Here is a 17466-nt window from a genome sequence, read left to right on the forward strand (position 1 = left end):
ATCTTGAAAAAGAAAAAAAGATCTATTTCACTAAAAAATCCCCATATGAGATGGGGATTAAACAGATTTCCTTTTCATTTCTTCTTCTAGTCCATCTTTCTTCTCATCTGGCGGATTGACCAAGCACTGATCTAGCACTTCTTGGAAGTGCTTCACAGGCACAATCGTCACCCCTTCAATCTCTTTTAAGATCGACTGCTGATTGTCATAAGGGATGATCACTGTTTTGACACCCGCTTGTTTGGCTGCCTTGATTTTTGGTATGACACCGCCAATCGGCTTCACCTGACCTTGTAATCCAATCTCACCGGTCATCGCCGTTAAATGATTAATCGGGATTTGATGAATGGCTGAGAAAATGGCTGTGGCCATCGCAATTCCAGCAGATGGCCCATCAATCGGGGCACCAGCCGGAAAATTAATGTGGATATCATATTCATTTGTTCGTATGCCTAAGTTTCGAAGCACGGTTAAGACATTTTCAACTGAGCCCTTCGCCATACTTTTCCGTCTGATCGATTTCGACTGATTGCCGATGCTTTCTTCTTCCGCAATACCTGTAATATTGATACTGCCTTTTTCAAGCGCTTTACAAATGTTCACTTCAATTTCAAGCAGAGCCCCGCTGTTCGGTCCATACACGGCAAGACCATTTACTACTCCTACCTTTGGCTTTTCCGGTACTTTTTGTTCATATCTTGGTGTCAGCTGGCTTGAATGAATGACCCATTCTACATCGGCGATCGTAATATCTTTTCGGTTTTCAGTGACAGCCATACCTGCGGCGATCTGTACCATGTTGACCGCTTCACGTCCATTTTTCACATAAGATGTTAACAGGTTCAGTCCTTCGTCACTTAATTCCTTCTGTATTTTCTCGACTGCTTTAGCTGCAACAATTTTCAGCTCATGCTGATCCAAATCCTTGAAGAAAATCTCCAAACATCTTGATCGAATAGCCGGCGGAATTTCGTCCGGTGTTCTTGTTGTAGCGCCAATCAGTCGAAAATCAGCGGGCAACCCATTTTGAAAAATATCATGGATGTGATTCGGGATTTGCGTATTTTCTTCACTGTAATAAGCACTGTCTAAAAACACTTTTCGATCTTCTAGCACTTTGAGCATTTTGTTCATTTGAATCGGATGCAGTTCTCCAATTTCATCGATAAAGAGAACGCCCCCATGAGCATGTGTGACGGCTCCTTGTTTCGGCTGCGGAATGCCGGCCTGTCCCATGGCCCCTGCTCCTTGATAAATGGGATCATGTACAGAACCAATCAAGGGGTCTGCGATGCCTCGTTCATCAAATCTTGCCGTTGTGGCATCAAGCTCAACAAATACTGCATCTTTTTTAAATGGTGAATCAGCGTGACGCTTCGCCTCTTCCATCACTAGACGGGCAGCAGCTGTTTTTCCAACACCAGGCGGCCCGTAGACGATGACATGTTGCGGGTTCGGTCCACACAGGGCAGCTTTAAGTGCACGTATACCGTCTTCCTGCCCTACAATATCTTGAAACCCCTTTGGCCGGACTCTCTCTGATAAAGGTTCACTCAGTTTAATGGATCGCATCTTTCTGAGTGCTTCCATTTCTTTTTTTGATTCTTTATCGATCGTCACCTTTTGTGTGCGCTGATTTTTCAGTAAGTTCCAAAAGTACAACCCGATGACGATACCAAAGAACAGTTGTATGAATAATACGATTCCTGTCCAGCTCAATCGGTGCTCCCTCCTTCATCTATCGTTATGTATTGGTTTCTGTCTGCTAGTATTTCCTAGAGCTGGACGGAATAAACACAACTTCCACGATAAATAAAAAACTCCTGAATCAAACGATTCAGGAGTCATCAAACGGGCTTATGCCGATGTTTTTGTATCTTTATTCACGACTGTACCGTCTTTTAAGACAAGACGAGGCGGCTCACCATCAGCAACCGTTTCACCAGTAATGACACATTTCTCAATATCATCACGAGATGGAAGATCAAACATCACATCAAGCATGATGCCTTCAATGATGGAGCGAAGACCACGAGCTCCTGTTTTACGCTCAATTGCTTTTTTCGCAATTTCGCTAAGAGCATCTTCTTCAAACTCAAGCTCAACATCATCAAGCTCAAGCATTTTTGTATATTGCTTAACGAGCGCATTTTTAGGCTTCGTCAAGATTTCTACAAGTGCTTTTTCATCTAACGGCTCTAGGCTTGCAATAACCGGAAGACGACCGATGAATTCTGGGATTAAACCGAAGCGAAGTAAGTCTTCTGGCAGAACTTTTGATAGAAGGACTTCTTTTTCAAGATCTTCAATTTTATTTTCCGCACCGAATCCAATGACTTTTTGACCTAGGCGGCGTTTGATGATTTGCTCAATGCCGTCAAAGGCTCCACCACAAATGAAGAGGATATTTGTTGTATCAATTTGAATGAATTCTTGATGAGGATGCTTACGTCCACCTTGAGGCGGTACACTAGCGACTGTTCCTTCAAGAATTTTCAAAAGGGCTTGCTGTACACCTTCCCCAGATACATCACGAGTGATAGAAGGGTTTTCTGATTTTCTTGCTACTTTATCGATCTCATCGATGTAGATAATGCCTTTTTCAGCTTTTTCTACATCATAATCTGCTGCTTGGATCAGCTTTAGTAAAATATTCTCTACGTCTTCCCCAACGTAACCTGCTTCTGTTAAAGACGTCGCATCTGCAATCGCAAATGGAACATTTAAAATACGTGCAAGCGTTTGAGCAAGTAATGTTTTACCGCTTCCTGTAGGTCCAATCATAGAAATGTTACTTTTCGAAAGCTCAACATCATCAATCTTACTGTTGGAATTAATCCGCTTGTAATGGTTATAAACCGCTACAGCTAAGGATTTCTTCGCATTCTCTTGTCCGATGACATATTCATCAAGAATTTCCCGGATTTCATGAGGTTTCGGAACATCCTTGAATTCAACTTCTTCCTCAGTACCGAGCTCTTCTTCAACTATTTCCGTGCAAAGCTCGATACATTCATCACATATATATACGCCAGGTCCTGCGACCAGTTTACGCACTTGATCTTGCGTTTTTCCGCAAAACGAGCATTTTAATTGACCTTTTTCCTCGTTGAATTTAAACATTCTTTCACCCCTTATTCTTCTTCACTTGCCTGTAGCTAACAGTCAGCTACCCTTCTGGGTCCAGTATGTATGCATTTTACCATACTTTCCTAAAAGACGGTAATGATGTGTTTGTAACACTGCACATTGAGATATGTATGACAGAAAGATGCGACTTACACTATCGTTTCCAAAAGAAGCGATGATAAGTCAAAAATTGTACAAAACAAGGCACGAGTCACTCGCGCCCTGTTTTATTATTATGCACCATATTAACGGTTTTCTACAAGAAAATCAATTGCTTTACGAACTTTTAAATCTTCTTTCATTGCTTCAGTAGAACCGATCGCTTGTTTGATATTTTCAACTGGCATGTTGTATGCTTCAGCCATTTTTGAAAGTTCTTCTTCCACTTCTTCATCAGACACTTGTAGGTCTTCTGCAGCAGCAATTGCTTCAAGAGTAAGATTAGATTTTACGCGTTTAGCAGCATCTTCTTTCATTTGCTCTTTTAGCGCATCTTCATCTTGTCCAGAGAACTGGAAGTAAAGCTCAAGGTTCATCCCTTGCATTTGAAGACGTTGTTCGAATTCTTTCATCATGCGGTCTAGCTCAGTGTCAACCATCGCTTGAGGAACGTCAACTTCCGCATTTTCAGAAGCTTTTGCTACTAGCTCTTCACGAAGTTTGCCTTCTGCTTCGTTTTCTTTTGCTTCTTCAAGACGTTTCTTCGTTTTTTCAGTTAATTCAGCAATCGTTTCAACTTCTTCATCAACATCTTTAGCGAACTCATCGTCAAGTGTTGGAAGTTCTTTTGCTTTGATTTCATGAATTTTTACTTTGAATACAGCTGGTTTACCTGCAAGGTCTTCAGCATGATATTCTTCTGGGAATGTCACTTCAACGTCTTTTTCTGCACCTGCTTCAAGACCAACCAATTGCTCTTCGAAACCAGGGATGAATGAACCAGAACCTACTTCAAGAGAGTAGTTCTCAGCTTTTCCGCCTTCGAATGCTTCTCCATCAACGAATCCTTCGAAATCTAGAACAACTGTATCGCCTTTTTCGATTGCGCCTTCTTCTTTGACAACAAGCTCAGCTTGACGGTTTTGCATAGCTTTTAACTCTTCTTGGACATCTTCATCAGATACAGATGTGTCGTCTTTTTCTACGTTAAGACCTTTGTAGTCACCAAGTTTTACTTCTGGCTTCACTGTTACTTTTGCAGTGAAGATTAAGCTTTCGCCTTTTTCGATTTTATCAACATCGATTTCAGGGCGGTCAACCGGCTCGATACCAGCTTCGTCGATTGCTTTTGGATATTCAACTGGAAGAAGAATATCTAGTGCATCTTGATAAAGAGATTCTACTCCAAAACGCTGCTCGAAAAGACCACGTGGTACTTTCCCTTTACGGAATCCAGGGATTGATACTTGCTTAACTACTTTCTTAAATGCATCATCAAGTGCTTTGTTAAATGTTTCAGCGTCAACTTCTACTGTTAAGACACCTTCGTTACCTTCTTGTTTTTCCCATTTTACTGACATGTGTGTTTCCCTCCAAAAATCTATTCAGATTGTGCGTTGTTACATTCTAAAGCATCATAAAGACTTCGTCCAATCAAAAACCACGCACTCCGCTAAAGAAGCGGTCTTATGTATACAACATTTGACTTGATTATACATAACGTCTTTCAACCGTTGGAATCTTACAACCGCACGATATATGCACAAATACAACCATTATATTATAACATAACAAGTCCGTCTTTCAACTAAATCGACAAATTACAAATAAGAAATTTCTTCAATATCTTTCAGCATTGTACAAGCTTCTCTCAGCTCTCGTTCGTTAAAATCATACAATAAATGCAATTCTTCGAGATCAATCTCGATCCCATGCATTTCATAGCCGACTTTATGAAGTGCCGCAGCCCAAAGATTCGGATCCGTATATTTAGGAAGAAATGGATATAGCACAAATAAGTGCCGGCGCCATAACTCTTCAACTCCTTGGTAAAGGGTTGGGTTCTCATTGCCGAGTGTGTCATCGAGCTTTCGAAGGACTTGCTGAAGCAGTGGCATTTGCTCTGGCTTGACAGCCTCAGAAGGAACAAGCGTTAAAGAATCACCGAACTTCGTCACATGAACCGGCTTTGCCACATCATGATCTGACAGAAGTTGCAGGATCAATGATTTGACCAAAGGGTTTCCATCAGGCTTTTGTAGGATCGTATTTAATAGACCCATATGCGGCGTGATGTTTCGGTCTTTCAGCGAATGGATGAACTGCACCTGCTCTTCTGGCCGCTCGAGCATTTCATCTATATTGATTTCTCCGCTGCCTTCCTCGTCTTCGTCTAAAATCTCTTCTGGTGATTCAATCATCTTTCTGCTAAATTCAAGCAGTTTATAAAAATGCTCCGCGCTTTCTGCTGGAAGGTGATTTTCTTCAAGGACAGCCTCAATTGTTTGTTTGACTTCCTCGTACTCTTTCAGCTGAATTAAGATGGTCATATATACTTGAAGCACAGTGAAATAGTGTCCATATCCTTCATGTAGCATCTTTTCACATACTCGCTTTGCATCCTGCAGCTCACCAAGCTCTAGAAAACAAATCGCCATACCGAGATGAATATCGGATTCTTCATCGTCATCATACGATTTCGCTTCTGAAAATAAGTGAAGCGCCTCTTGATACTGTTTATCTTTTAATGCTGCCATTCCTTTTTCAATCAGTCTTTCTTTCAGACCAGGAAACAAAATGACATTATCTTTCTTCTTGTCATGTTTCATGCTTACGTTCCTTTCGGGCGCATATTTTTTATCAGTTTACCAACGAAGGTTAGTAAACACAAGTAACGAGAGGTTTTCATGCAAAAAAGAAGCCGTCACACCACGGGGACGGCTTCTCGTTGTTTATGCACGCAGCCAGCTGCTACGTTTCTCTTCAAATGCTTGAATCTCATCTTCTAGTAACAATGTTAATGAAATCTCATCATAGCCATTCAGGAGCATTTCTCTCCAGTGTGGATCTACATCGAAAGGAGTAACATTCCCTTCATGGTCTTGAATCTGTTGTTTTTCCAGATCAACTGTCATCTCATATCCTTTGTTTTCATATGATGCAGCAAACGTTTTCCACACATCATAATCAAGGCGGATTGGAAGCATCCCGTTTTTAAAACAGTTTTGATGAAAAATATCGGCGAAAGATGGGGCAATGACAATTTTAAAACCATAATCATCAAGTGCCCAAGGCGCATGTTCCCTTGATGATCCGCAGCCAAAGTTTTCGCCTGCGATCAAAATAGAGGCTCCTTCATAAATCGGCTGATTGAGCTCAAAATCTGGATTCGGACTGCCATCTGCTAAATATCGCCAGTCAAAAAAGGCAAATCGGCCATATCCTGTTCGTTCGATTCTTTTCAAAAACTGTTTCGGAATGATTTGATCTGTATCTACATTTATACGGTTAAGCACAGCGGCTTTTCCTTTATGAGTGACTAAAGGCTCCATCTATGACACAACTCCTTACACGACTGTTTTCTCTTGATTAAACTTCCTGACATCGACAAATCGGCCATGTATGGCAGCCATTGCAGCCATTGCCGGGCTGACAAGATGCGTTCTTGCACCCTTCCCTTGACGTCCCTCAAAGTTACGGTTTGATGTAGATGCACAGCGTTCACCTTCTGGGACCACATCGTTATTCATACTGAGGCACATACTACAGCCAGATTCTCTCCATTCAAATCCTGCTTCTAGGAAAATTTCATGAAGACCTTCTTCTTCTGCTTGCAGTTTGACACTTTGTGAGCCAGGAACCACAATCGCTCTGACATGATCAGCTACTTTTTGGCCTTCAATCATAGAAGCGGCTTGGCGTAAATCAGTCATTCTTGAGTTCGTACATGAGCCAATAAACACATGCTCAATCGTAATATCTTCAATACGCTGATGCGGGTGAACCCCCATGTATTCATAAGCACGTTTTGCTTCTTTTTGATCATCTTCTTGTGCAAAATCTTCAGGTCCTGGAATGGCTGCATCCACAGGGAGCACCATTCCTGGGTTAATTCCCCACGTGACCATTGGTGAAATATGATTTCCATCTAAAACAATGGTTTTATCATAGGTCGCACCCGGATCTGTTCTTAGTTCTTTCCATTCTTTGATCGCTGCTTCAAAATCTTCACCCTGCGGTGCGTATTTGCGTCCGCGGCAATATTCAAAGGTCACTTCATCAGGTGCGATCAATCCTGCTCTTGCGCCTGCTTCAATTGACATATTACAAACGGTCATCCGCTCATCCATTGACATGTTTCTGAATACTTCCCCAGTGTATTCAATGACATAACCTGAACCGAACTTCACGCCATGTGCGCCAATGACTGCTAAAATGACATCTTTGGCTGTTACCCCTTTTTGAAGCGTTCCGTCTACTCTAATTTCTAGTGTCTTCGGACGCTGCTGCCAAAGTGTTTGTGTGGAAAGCACATGCTCAACCTCACTTGTGCCAATCCCAAAGGCAAGTGCACCAAATGCGCCATGAGTAGATGTATGACTATCTCCACACACGATTGTTTTCCCCGGAAGTGTTAAACCAAGCTCTGGTCCAACGACATGAACGATTCCTTGGTCTACACTGTGAAGGTCAGCTAGACGGACCCCGAATTCAGCACAGTTGCGCTCTAGAGCACTGACTTGCTTCTTCGCAATCTCATCTTTGATCACAAATCGATTCACAGTCGGAATGTTGTGATCCATCGTCGCAAATGTGTTTTGTGGTCTTCGCACCTTGCGCCCTTTTTGTCTTAATCCTTCAAATGCTTGAGGTGACGTCACCTCATGCACCAAGTGCAGATCAATATATAAAAGGTCTGGTTTTCCCTCGCCATTTTTGACAACATGCTGATCCCATATTTTTTCGATGATTGTTCGAGGCATAACCCTTTTTCCTCCCTCTACCTAATTCAACAAGATTTCTATTTATACAATTGATTTCGTACGTTGTTTGAGTGCATCTACAACGGCTTTCGTGATATCATCAGTCGTTTCATACGTTCCCTCTTTTGATGCTAGGTCCTTTGTTCGTTTGCCAGAGGCAAGAACGGCTTCCACAGCTGCTTCAATTGCAGCCGCTTCTTCTTCTAAAGCAAAGGATGTTCTAAGCAAGCTGGCTGCTGACAATATTGTAGCCAGAGGGTTTGCGACATTTTGCCCCGCAATATCGGGTGCTGAACCATGAATCGGCTCATATAAATGAAGGCCGGTGCTTGATAAACTAGCAGATGGCAACATGCCGAGTGAGCCAGTAATCATAGATGCTTCGTCACTTAAAATGTCACCAAACATATTCTCTGTCACGATGACATCAAATTGAGCGGGCTTATAAATCAGCTGCATCGCGGCATTATCGACGAGCATGTGCTCATATGCGACATCTGGATATTGTGATGCAACTTCTTCTACCGCATCCCGCCATAGTTTACTCGAAGCGAGAACATTTGCTTTATCCACAGACGTTACTTTTTTCCGTCTCGTTAACGCCATGTCGAACGCTTCTTTTAATACACGAACAATCTCTTCCTTTGTATAAAGAAGTGTATCAACCGCAGCTTCTTTTCCTTCATCATCCATGTAGCGCTCACTTGGTTCGCCAAAGTAGAGGCCTCCAGTTAATTCACGAACGATGACGAAATCTACTCCGCTAATGTGATCTTGTTTTAACGGTGAAGCCTCACTCAAGCTATCAAATACTTTGACAGGGCGGATGTTCGCAAATAAGTCCAACTGCTTGCGAATGGAGAGCAAGCCTTTTTCTGGGCGAAGTTCTGGCGGGTTTTGATCCCACTTTGGTCCGCCAACGGCTCCTAATAAAATCGCATCTGCGCTTTTGCACACTTCTACTGTTTCTTTAGGGAGCGGATTGTTTTTTTCATCTATCGCTATACCGCCAATGAGAGCTGTTTCGAATTCAAATTCGTGTTGAAATTGAGCCGCTGTCTCTTTCAGGACAGCGACGGCTGATGTGACGACTTCCGGTCCGATTCCATCGCCGGGCAAAAGTGCAATTTTCTTTTTCATGAGTCCCTTCCTCCTTTCTTATGAGATGGCGTGATGTTTCTCAATTTCTATTAGGTTTGATTTAAAGATTAAATGTCTATTCACTGCATTGACGTAAGCTTTAGCCGATGCTTCCAGCACATCTTGCGCTACACCGCGTCCTGCTGTTTCTTTTCCTTCTATTGAAACAGTGACATATACTTCCGCTAGTGCGTCTCTGCCTTTTCCATTGGATTGAATACGATAATCTAGCAAATGAATTCTTTCCTCCATACAGCGCTCAAGCGTGTTGTACACAGCTTCTACACTGCCTGCACCTGTAGCTGCTTCTTGAATGACTTCCTGCGTTTCTTGATTTTTAAGAGAGACTGTTGCGGTCGGCATTTGCTCTGTCCCATAGTGAACTTGAAGACTTTCAAATTCATAGCCAATTTTACGGTCTGCTACTTTTTCTTCTAATATAATAGAGATCAAATCATCATCTGTGATTTCTTTCTTCTTCTCTGTTAAGTTCTTAAAAGTTTCGAAGAACTTATTGATCTCTTCTTCAGTCAATTTAAAGCCGAGTGTTTTTAAGCGGTCTTTAAACGCGTGTCTTCCGGAGTGTTTACCAAGGACAAGCACATCTGTTGTGACGCCTACAAGCTCTGGAGAGATAATTTCATAGGTTGTTTTTTCTTTGAGGAATCCATCTTGGTGAATACCTGATTCATGGGCAAATGCATTGTTTCCAACGACTGCTTTATTACGCGGTACAATCATACCTGAGTATTTGCTCACTACATCACTTGTGCGCTTAATTTCATTCAACTGAATGGTTGATTCGACTTGGTAAAAGTCTTTGCGAATATGAAGGGCAACTGCAATTTCTTCTAAAGCAGCATTTCCTGCGCGCTCTCCAATACCGTTGACAGCTGTTTCAATTTGATCTGCTCCATTTTCAATGGCAGCAAGTGAGTTCGCTACAGCCATTCCTAAATCATCATGACAGTGTGCTGACAAGATGACTTGATCGATATTTGGAACGTGTTCCTTCATATATTTAAAGATATTTCCGTACTCTTTTGGTGCTAGGTATCCAACAGTATCAGGCAAGTTAATGACACTTGCGCCTGCGTCGATCACTTTTTCTACAATTTCTGCTAGGAAAGAAAGATCTGTCCGGCATGCATCTTCTGCTGACCACTGAACAACTGGGAAGCGCTCTTTCGCGTATTTCACCATTGAAACAGCTTGTTCAACCACTTCTTCACGTGTTTTCTTTAGCTTATGCTTGAGGTGAATGTCAGAAGTCGCAATAAAGACGTGTATTCTTGGTTGAGCTCCATCTTTTAATGCGTCCCATGCAGCATCAATGTCACCTTTCACACATCGTGCAAGTCCTGCAACTGAACAGTTCTTAATCGTTCTTGCAATTTCTTGTACGCCTAAGAAATCCCCTCGGGATGAAGCGGGAAAACCCGCTTCAATAATATTAACCCCAAGGCGCTCAAGCTGCTTAGCAATGATTAGCTTTTCTTGTGCATTTAAGTTCACTCCTGGTGATTGCTCTCCATCTCGAAGTGTTGTGTCAAAAAAATTAATTTTTCGCACCGACGCTCACCGCTTCCTTTTTCTTTCCTTGTTTAACGAAAGGCATCATTTCACGAAGCTTTCTTCCGACGATTTCAATTTGGTGCTCATTTTCATTTGCATTGATCGCATTGAAACGTGGACGATTCACTTGGTTTTCAACAATCCATTCTTTTGCGAATGTTCCGTTTTGGATGTCAGTCAAGACTGCTTTCATTGATTCTTTTACTTTTGCATCCACAACGCGTGGTCCTGATACGAAGTCACCCCACTGCGCTGTATCAGAGATTGAATATCTCATACCTTCTAATCCTTCTTCATACATAAGGTCAACGATCAATTTCAGTTCATGCAGACACTCGAAGTATGCAAGCTCTGGCTGATAACCAGCTTCTGTTAATGTTTCAAAACCTGCTTTTACTAATGAAGTAAGACCTCCACAAAGAACTGCCTGCTCACCGAATAGATCCGTTTCTGTTTCTTCTTTAAATGTTGTTTCAAGAACGCCTGCTCTTGCTCCGCCGATTGCTTTTGCATAAGCAAGTGCTTTGTCTTTCGCTTGACCTGATACATCTTGATAAATAGCAAATAGTGCAGGTACACCAGCGCCTTGCTCATATGTTCTTCTGACAAGATGTCCTGGACCTTTTGGAGCCACAAGATACACATCTACGTCACTTGGAGGAACAATTTGATGGAAGTGAACGTTGAATCCGTGTGCGAATACAAGAGAGTTGCCAGCTTCTAATTGATCTTTGATTTCTTCATCATATACTTTCTTTTGCTGTTCGTCAGGAAGTAATACCATGACGACATCTGCTTGTGCTGTTGCTTCTTTTACTGTGAATACTTGATGACCGTCTTCTTGTGCTTTTGTATAAGATCCGCCTTTTCTCACACCGACAATCACATCTACGCCGCTCTCTTTTAAGTTCAATGCATGTGCATGACCTTGTGATCCGTAACCAATGATAGCTACCTTTTGACCGTTTAATACGTTTTCTTGAATATCACCGTTATAATATACTTTTACCATTTGACTCTCTCCTTTTGTTTAGACAATTGAAATTGTTTTATTTGTTTGCGGCTTTTGCTGATTATCTCTCGCAAAGGCCGTGGTGCCAGTTCTGGCGACTTCTTTAATGCCGTATGGCTTAAGTAATTCAATGAGTGCTTCAATTTTTGAAGACTCACCTGTCACCTGAATGACGACACTCTCTCTGCTCACATCTACAATAGAAGCTCTAAAAGGTTCAATGACCCCCGTGATCTCCATTCTAGATGCTGGTGCAGATACGACTTTTATCAAAGCCAGCTCTCGCTGAACGATTGATTGGTTTGTAATGTCTGTTACTTTCAGAACATCGATTTGTTTGTTCAGCTGTTTTGTCAGCTGTTCGATGTCTTTCTCTTGGTCTACATGGACGACGAACGTGATGCGTGATACATCTTGAATCTCAGAATGGCCGACCGTAATGCTTTCAATGTTGTAGTGTCTTTTAGTAAAAAGGCCTGTGATTCTGTTCAGTACGCCTGATCGATTTAATACAGTCAACACAATAATTCTTTTCAAGGTTTCACCCCCACCATCTCATGAAGTCCTTTCCCCGGTGCTACCATCGGGAATACTTTTTCATCTCTCGCTACATTGACATCGATGAAAACAGGCTCTCTAGAGGTTAAGGCTTCTTCGAGTTTTTCTTGCGCCTCTTCGTCTGATGAGATTCTGATCCCTTTAATGCCATAAGCTTCAGATAATTTCACGAAGTCTGGCTGCTCTGAAAATTTAGAATGTGAGTAGCGTTCTTCGTAAAAAATTTCTTGCCATTGTCTTACCATTCCAAGACTGTGATTATTGAGAACAATCACTTTCACTGGAAGGTTCAGCTCACGGATAACGGCAAGTTCTTGCAGGGTCATTTGGAAACCTCCGTCTCCTAAAATCGCCACAACCGTTGCCTCTTGATCAGCTAGCTGCGCGCCAATCGCTGCCGGTAAACCAAATCCCATTGTGCCAAGCCCACCAGATGTCACCCATTTATCGGCATTTTCAAATGGATAGAACTGTGCAGCCCACATTTGGTGCTGCCCAACATCGGTTGCCACAATGGCTTCACCTTTTGTAAATTGATGAATGTATTCGATCAGCTTTTGAGGCTTAAAGCCTTCAGCTTCGTTTTCGACATACCAGAGTGGATATTCTTCCTTCCACTGATTTAGCTGGCTCTTCCACTCGTCTGATTCACCTTGTTTCCCGTCCTGTTTGATCAGTTCTTGAAGCACTAGCTTACTATCACCAACAACCGGGATATGAGTGTGAATGTTTTTACCAATTTCCGCTGGGTCGATGTCAATATGAGCCACCTTCGCATGTTTTGCAAAATGATTGAGGTTGCCGGTTACCCTGTCATCAAATCTAGCGCCGATTGAAATGAGTAAGTCACATTGATGAAGTGCCATGTTCGCTGCATATGTGCCGTGCATACCCGCCATTCCTAGGAAAAGAGGATGCTTTGCCGGGAATCCGCCAAGTCCAAGCAATGTATGAGCGACAGGGATTTGCTGCTGCTCTACATATTGCCTTAATTCTTCCGACGCTTTGCCATGTAGAACGCCAGCTCCTGCTAGAATAACTGGTTTCTTTGCTCTGCTTACAGCTTCTACTAACTTGCGAATTTGCAAATAATTCGGCTCAATTTTCGGCTGATAACCAGGCAAATCGATTGGCTGATCGTATTCAAATGTCCCTTCAATGCCAGCGACATCTTTTGGAATATCAATCAAGACTGGACCAGGTCTGCCGGTTGTTGCGATGTGAAATGCCTCTTTAATGACACCTGGTAACTCTTCTGGGCGTCTCACTTGATAGCTGTGTTTTGTGATTGGCATTGTGATACCAAGTACATCTGCTTCTTGAAAAGCATCTGATCCAATGACTGAGGTTGCCACCTGTCCAGTAAAGATAACCATAGGTAGTGAATCAATCATCGCATCTGCAATTCCAGTGACTAGGTTTGTTGCCCCCGGTCCTGATGTGGCAATGACAACGCCTGGTTTACCAGATACTCTTGCGTATCCCTCCGCTGCGTGAATCGCTCCTTGCTCATGTCTTGGCAGGACATGAAATAAACCAGAATCGTAAATTTTATCGTAGATCGGTAAAACGGCTCCGCCAGGATAACCAAAAATGACTTCTACTTTTTCTCTTTTGAGTGCTTCAATTAACATGAGTGCACCGTTCATCGTTTGTGGTGCATTTGATTTTTCCGTCTCCATTTGTACATTTGTCCCCATTTGATTTCCTCCTCTTTGTCTTGCTTCAGTCAAGTCCTTTCACCCTTTTCCATTCAAGATAGAGATATGAGACCATATAAAAAAGCCTTCTCACCCCACAATGACACTACTTTTCACTAGGTCAAAGGGGCGAAAAAGCTTTGTTTTTCGCGGTACCACCCTTGTTCACGGCAAATCATGCTGCCGTCTCATGGACATCTTTCATCCATTTTGGTAACGAGTGATGCAATGTCACTCGGTCTGCCCTACTATCATTTCAAGCAGACACTCAGAGGTGAGTTCACTTTAGAAAGTAACACCGGTTTCCAGCTAGCACCGGCTCTCTGTAGATACTGACTCTAAAGCTACTAGTCCTCTTCAACGTTTATCGATATCTATTTAACTTGCGTGAATGTTCTCATCGGTAAAGACTACTTTTTCTCCTTCTTCAACGACTCGCTTGCGGAATTGTTCAAGAAGTTTGTTTGTGTGGAACCCTGGTTTTCCTTCGCCAATGATACGACCGTCAACTTTTACAACAGCGATGACTTCGGCAGCGGTTCCTGTCAGGAAGACTTCTTCAGCTGTATACACATCATGTCTTGTGAAAGGTTCTTCTTTCACTTCGTAGCCTAAGTCTTCTGCGATTTCCATGATGGCATTTCTTGTGATGCCTTCAAGAGCGCCGATATAACCTGGCGGTGTATAGAGCTTACCTTTTTTATAAATAAACACATTGTCTGCAGAACCTTCTGCCACGTACCCTTGATCGTTCAGCATCAACGCTTCACTCACACCGGCCATATGGGCTTCGATTCGGACAAGAATGTTATTCAAATAGTTTAATGATTTCACTTTTGGACTTAGTACGTCAGGACGATTTCGCCTTGTCGGTACTGTCACAATATCAATACCTGTTTCATATAGGTGCTTTGGAAAGATGGCCAGCGGCTCTACAATGATCACTGTGTTGGCTCTCCCACAGTTGTTTGGATCTAAGCCAAGATCACCGGCTCCTCTTGAGACAACAAGGCGGATATAGGCATCTTTTAGGCCGTTCCTTTCAACTGTATGAATCATTTTTTCAGTGAGCTCCTCAAGTGAATATGGAATGTTCAGCATAATGGATCTAGCGGAATCATACAGGCGGTCTAAATGTTCTTTCATTCGAAAGATATTTCCGTTATATACACGTATTCCTTCGAACACACCGTCACCATATAAGAAGCCATGATCATAAACTGAAATTTTCGCATCCTCTTTTTTCACGAGTTCATCGTTTAAAAAGATCCACTGTTCCTTTTGGTCTTCCATCTTCAGTGAGCACCCTCTCTTTCAAACAAAAAGTAGTTGAATTTTCAGACACTTTATATTGAAGTGTCTCACGCTTACTCTGCGTGTCTGTTTGCTTTTGTTGAACCCATCTTACGCCGCTTTCCATACAGTGTCAACAGCATTTTTAAAATTATTAGACAATTTAGACTAATCAAAATAAAATGTATACGCTTACACCTTTGCTAGACAAGGAATGAAAAAACTTAAAATTTTTTGTATTTTTTCTTCAATTTATTTACTCTACATGAACGGTTTTCTTTTGAACAAGCTTTTGTAATATTTTTTCACACGGTTTTTGAAGAATATTGTGAGATTTCATTGCGTTTGTTTTTTCCTTCATCATGCCTTTCTAAAGCGTTTTCCTATGAATTTGTGATAGAATGAGAGCATCTAATAGAAGGAGGGCAATACATGGCTAACATCAGAGGTTATATCGGAACGTATACAAAAGGTGACAGCAAAGGAATCTATTCTTTTACTTTAAATACGGACAAGCAGCAGATTGAACAAGTAGAAGTGGCTGCAGAACTTGAAAATCCTACATATTTAACTGTCTCAGATTCCCAAAAGTTTGTGTATGCTGTTGTGAAAGAAGGAGCACAGGGCGGTCTTGCTGCGTATCAAATTGATGCCGACACCGGCGCACTTCGTTTCATCAACCAAGAGCTTGCCGATGGGGCTTCTCCTTGTCACGTCAGCGTGGACAGCCAAACGAAAACAGCGTTTACAGCAAACTATCATAAAGGAACAGCAGAGATGTACGAAATTGATGCTGAAAACGGCTCAGTGATCCGCACGCTGTCACAGGCGCAGCATGAAGGCACTGGACCAAACGAAGACCGTCAAGAAAAACCGCACACTCACTTTATGGGTTTGACACCTGAGGAACAATTTGCAGTAGCTGTTGACCTTGGCACAGACGGAATTTATACGTATAAGAAAGAAAACGGCAAACTTGAGCTTGCCCATACATTTGAAACAAAACCAGGAAGCGGCCCTCGTCATATCACATTCCACCCAACGAAACCTGTGGCCTATGTGATGACAGAGCTCAGCTCAGAGGTCATTGTACTTCGTTACTTTGAAGATGGTCATTTCGAAGAGATCCAAACGATCGCAACCATTCCTAATGACTTCACAGAGAATAATCAAGGCAGCGCCATTCATGTGTCTTCTGACGGTCACTTTGTGTATGCAGGAAATCGTGGACATGACAGCATTGCCATTTTCAAAGCAGATCATGACGGCAAACTAAGCCTCGTTGAAATTGCTTCTTCTGAAGGAAATTGGCCTAGAGACTTTGTCCTTGATCCAACAGAAGAATTTCTCGTCGGCTCAAACCAAGAATCTAGCAACCTTGTGTTATACAAACGTGACAAAGAAACCGGTCGACTCACTGTCTTACAATCAGACATCACCGTTCCGCATCCGGTTTGTGTGAAATTTTTAGGATAATGAAAAAAGCCTCCGTTTAGGAGGCATTAGATTGTTGACAAAGGGCTAAAATGAACTTTATTTTAGCCCTTTGTCTTTTTTTCAGCGTAGTTGAAAACCCTTGAAGTCTAGGAAGAACGAGCACCGGAGCGCAGGACTGACAAAGAATGCGAGGGTTTGTCTACACGCTGAAGCCTCCGTTTAGGAGGCTTTTCTTTAAGCAGACGGCATACCGTCATCTTCAAGCTTTTGATCAATGAAAGACGTATCGCTTTTTTCACCGAACCATTTTCCCAGCCTGTCTTTTGCTTTTCCTTTGACATCGTCATCAATGTACATTGCGACTTGAAGCAGAGCAAATGTGATGGCGCCTAGATCATCTGTGTAGCCGATCCCCACCAATGTATCAGGGATCAGGTCAATCGGAAGGATAAAGTACCCTAGCGCCCCAATGATGAGGGTTTTCGCTTTAACCGGTACTTCGGGTTTTTGCAATGTATAATAAAGTAATAACACAGCATAGACAAGAGAAACTCCAGCTTTTTGTGCCGTCTTTTTTAACTTTTCCCAAAAGGCATGATCATTAAAATGCTTCTTTGAACGCTTTAATAGTTCTTTTTTCTCAGAACGATTCATCGTATCGCCTCCATATTCAGCATAGCCCTTCCACCTTATTTATACA

The 17466-nt window shown here is 42.3% G+C and carries 14 protein-coding genes, 1 pseudogene and 1 other annotated feature; of the genes and pseudogenes, 1 reads left to right on the top strand and 14 read right to left on the bottom strand.

The window, feature by feature from the left end; translation table 11 throughout:
* Positions 1 to 57: 57 nt before the first annotated feature.
* From lonB to ilvE, 12 genes are all read right to left on the bottom strand, one after another.
* A complete protein-coding gene (gene lonB / locus ASG46_RS19930) occupies positions 58 to 1719 on the bottom strand; it encodes an ATP-dependent protease LonB (protein WP_056705882.1) in 1662 nt (553 codons plus the stop codon).
* 138 nt (positions 1720 to 1857) lie between these two features.
* Positions 1858 to 3123, bottom strand: coding sequence for an ATP-dependent protease ATP-binding subunit ClpX (clpX, locus tag ASG46_RS19935; RefSeq protein ID WP_017358145.1), 1266 nt, complete (start codon positions 3121 to 3123; stop codon positions 1858 to 1860).
* A 251-nt stretch (positions 3124 to 3374) separates the two neighbouring features.
* Entirely contained in the window at positions 3375 to 4649 is a 1275-nt protein-coding gene (gene tig / locus ASG46_RS19940; RefSeq protein WP_056705885.1) for a trigger factor, read from the bottom strand.
* Between the two features lie 240 nt (positions 4650 to 4889).
* Positions 4890 to 5897, bottom strand: a complete 1008-nt coding sequence (gene ddcA, locus ASG46_RS19945) for a DNA damage checkpoint antagonist DdcA (RefSeq protein ID WP_008342841.1) — start codon at positions 5895 to 5897, stop codon at positions 4890 to 4892.
* 123 nt (positions 5898 to 6020) lie between these two features.
* Entirely contained in the window at positions 6021 to 6620 is a 600-nt protein-coding gene (gene leuD, locus ASG46_RS19950; protein ID WP_008342843.1) for a 3-isopropylmalate dehydratase small subunit, read from the bottom strand.
* Between the two features lie 15 nt (positions 6621 to 6635).
* Positions 6636 to 8051: a 3-isopropylmalate dehydratase large subunit gene (gene leuC, locus ASG46_RS19955; protein ID WP_007501575.1), complete on the bottom strand. Its 1416-nt coding sequence runs from the start codon at positions 8049 to 8051 to the stop codon at positions 6636 to 6638.
* Positions 8052 to 8093: 42 nt separating this feature from the next.
* Positions 8094 to 9191, bottom strand: a complete 1098-nt coding sequence (gene leuB, locus ASG46_RS19960; RefSeq protein WP_056705888.1) for a 3-isopropylmalate dehydrogenase — start codon at positions 9189 to 9191, stop codon at positions 8094 to 8096.
* Positions 9192 to 9209: 18 nt separating this feature from the next.
* Positions 9210 to 10763, bottom strand: coding sequence for a 2-isopropylmalate synthase (locus ASG46_RS19965; protein ID WP_008342850.1), 1554 nt, complete (start codon positions 10761 to 10763; stop codon positions 9210 to 9212).
* Entirely contained in the window at positions 10750 to 11778 is a 1029-nt protein-coding gene (gene ilvC / locus ASG46_RS19970) for a ketol-acid reductoisomerase (RefSeq protein WP_056705892.1), read from the bottom strand. Before ilvC ends, ASG46_RS19965 begins: the two co-directional genes overlap by 14 nt.
* Positions 11779 to 11796: 18 nt before the next feature.
* Positions 11797 to 12315 carry an acetolactate synthase small subunit gene (gene ilvN, locus ASG46_RS19975; RefSeq protein ID WP_007501584.1) on the bottom strand — a complete coding sequence of 173 codons (519 nt, stop codon included), beginning with the start codon at positions 12313 to 12315 and terminating at the stop codon, positions 11797 to 11799.
* A complete protein-coding gene (gene ilvB, locus ASG46_RS19980; RefSeq protein WP_008342854.1) occupies positions 12312 to 14036 on the bottom strand; it encodes an acetolactate synthase large subunit in 1725 nt (574 codons plus the stop codon). The genes ilvN and ilvB overlap by 4 nt, the downstream gene beginning before the upstream one ends.
* A 122-nt stretch (positions 14037 to 14158) precedes the next feature.
* Positions 14159 to 14406: a binding site (T-box leader), on the bottom strand.
* 8 nt (positions 14407 to 14414) lie between these two features.
* Positions 14415 to 15329: a branched-chain-amino-acid transaminase gene (ilvE, locus tag ASG46_RS19985; RefSeq protein WP_008342856.1), complete on the bottom strand. Its 915-nt coding sequence runs from the start codon at positions 15327 to 15329 to the stop codon at positions 14415 to 14417.
* A 432-nt stretch (positions 15330 to 15761) separates the two neighbouring features.
* On the opposite strand from ilvE, the gene ASG46_RS19990 reads away from it, so the two are divergent.
* A complete protein-coding gene (locus ASG46_RS19990) occupies positions 15762 to 16805 on the top strand; it encodes a lactonase family protein (RefSeq protein WP_056705895.1) in 1044 nt (347 codons plus the stop codon).
* A 16-nt stretch (positions 16806 to 16821) separates the two neighbouring features.
* On the opposite strand, the pseudogene ASG46_RS21655 reads toward ASG46_RS19990, so the two are convergent.
* Together ASG46_RS21655 and ASG46_RS19995 are read right to left on the bottom strand one after the other, a co-directional pair.
* A pseudogene (locus ASG46_RS21655) lies at positions 16822 to 17023 on the bottom strand (hypothetical protein).
* Positions 17001 to 17420, bottom strand: a complete 420-nt coding sequence (locus ASG46_RS19995; protein WP_056705897.1) for a YkvA family protein — start codon at positions 17418 to 17420, stop codon at positions 17001 to 17003. The pseudogene ASG46_RS21655 and the gene ASG46_RS19995 overlap by 23 nt, the downstream one beginning before the upstream one ends.
* Between the last annotated feature and the right edge of the window lie 46 nt (positions 17421 to 17466).

Source organism: Bacillus sp. Leaf49, assembly GCF_001426125.1.
GTDB classification, from domain to species: domain Bacteria; phylum Bacillota; class Bacilli; order Bacillales; family Bacillaceae; genus Bacillus; species Bacillus altitudinis.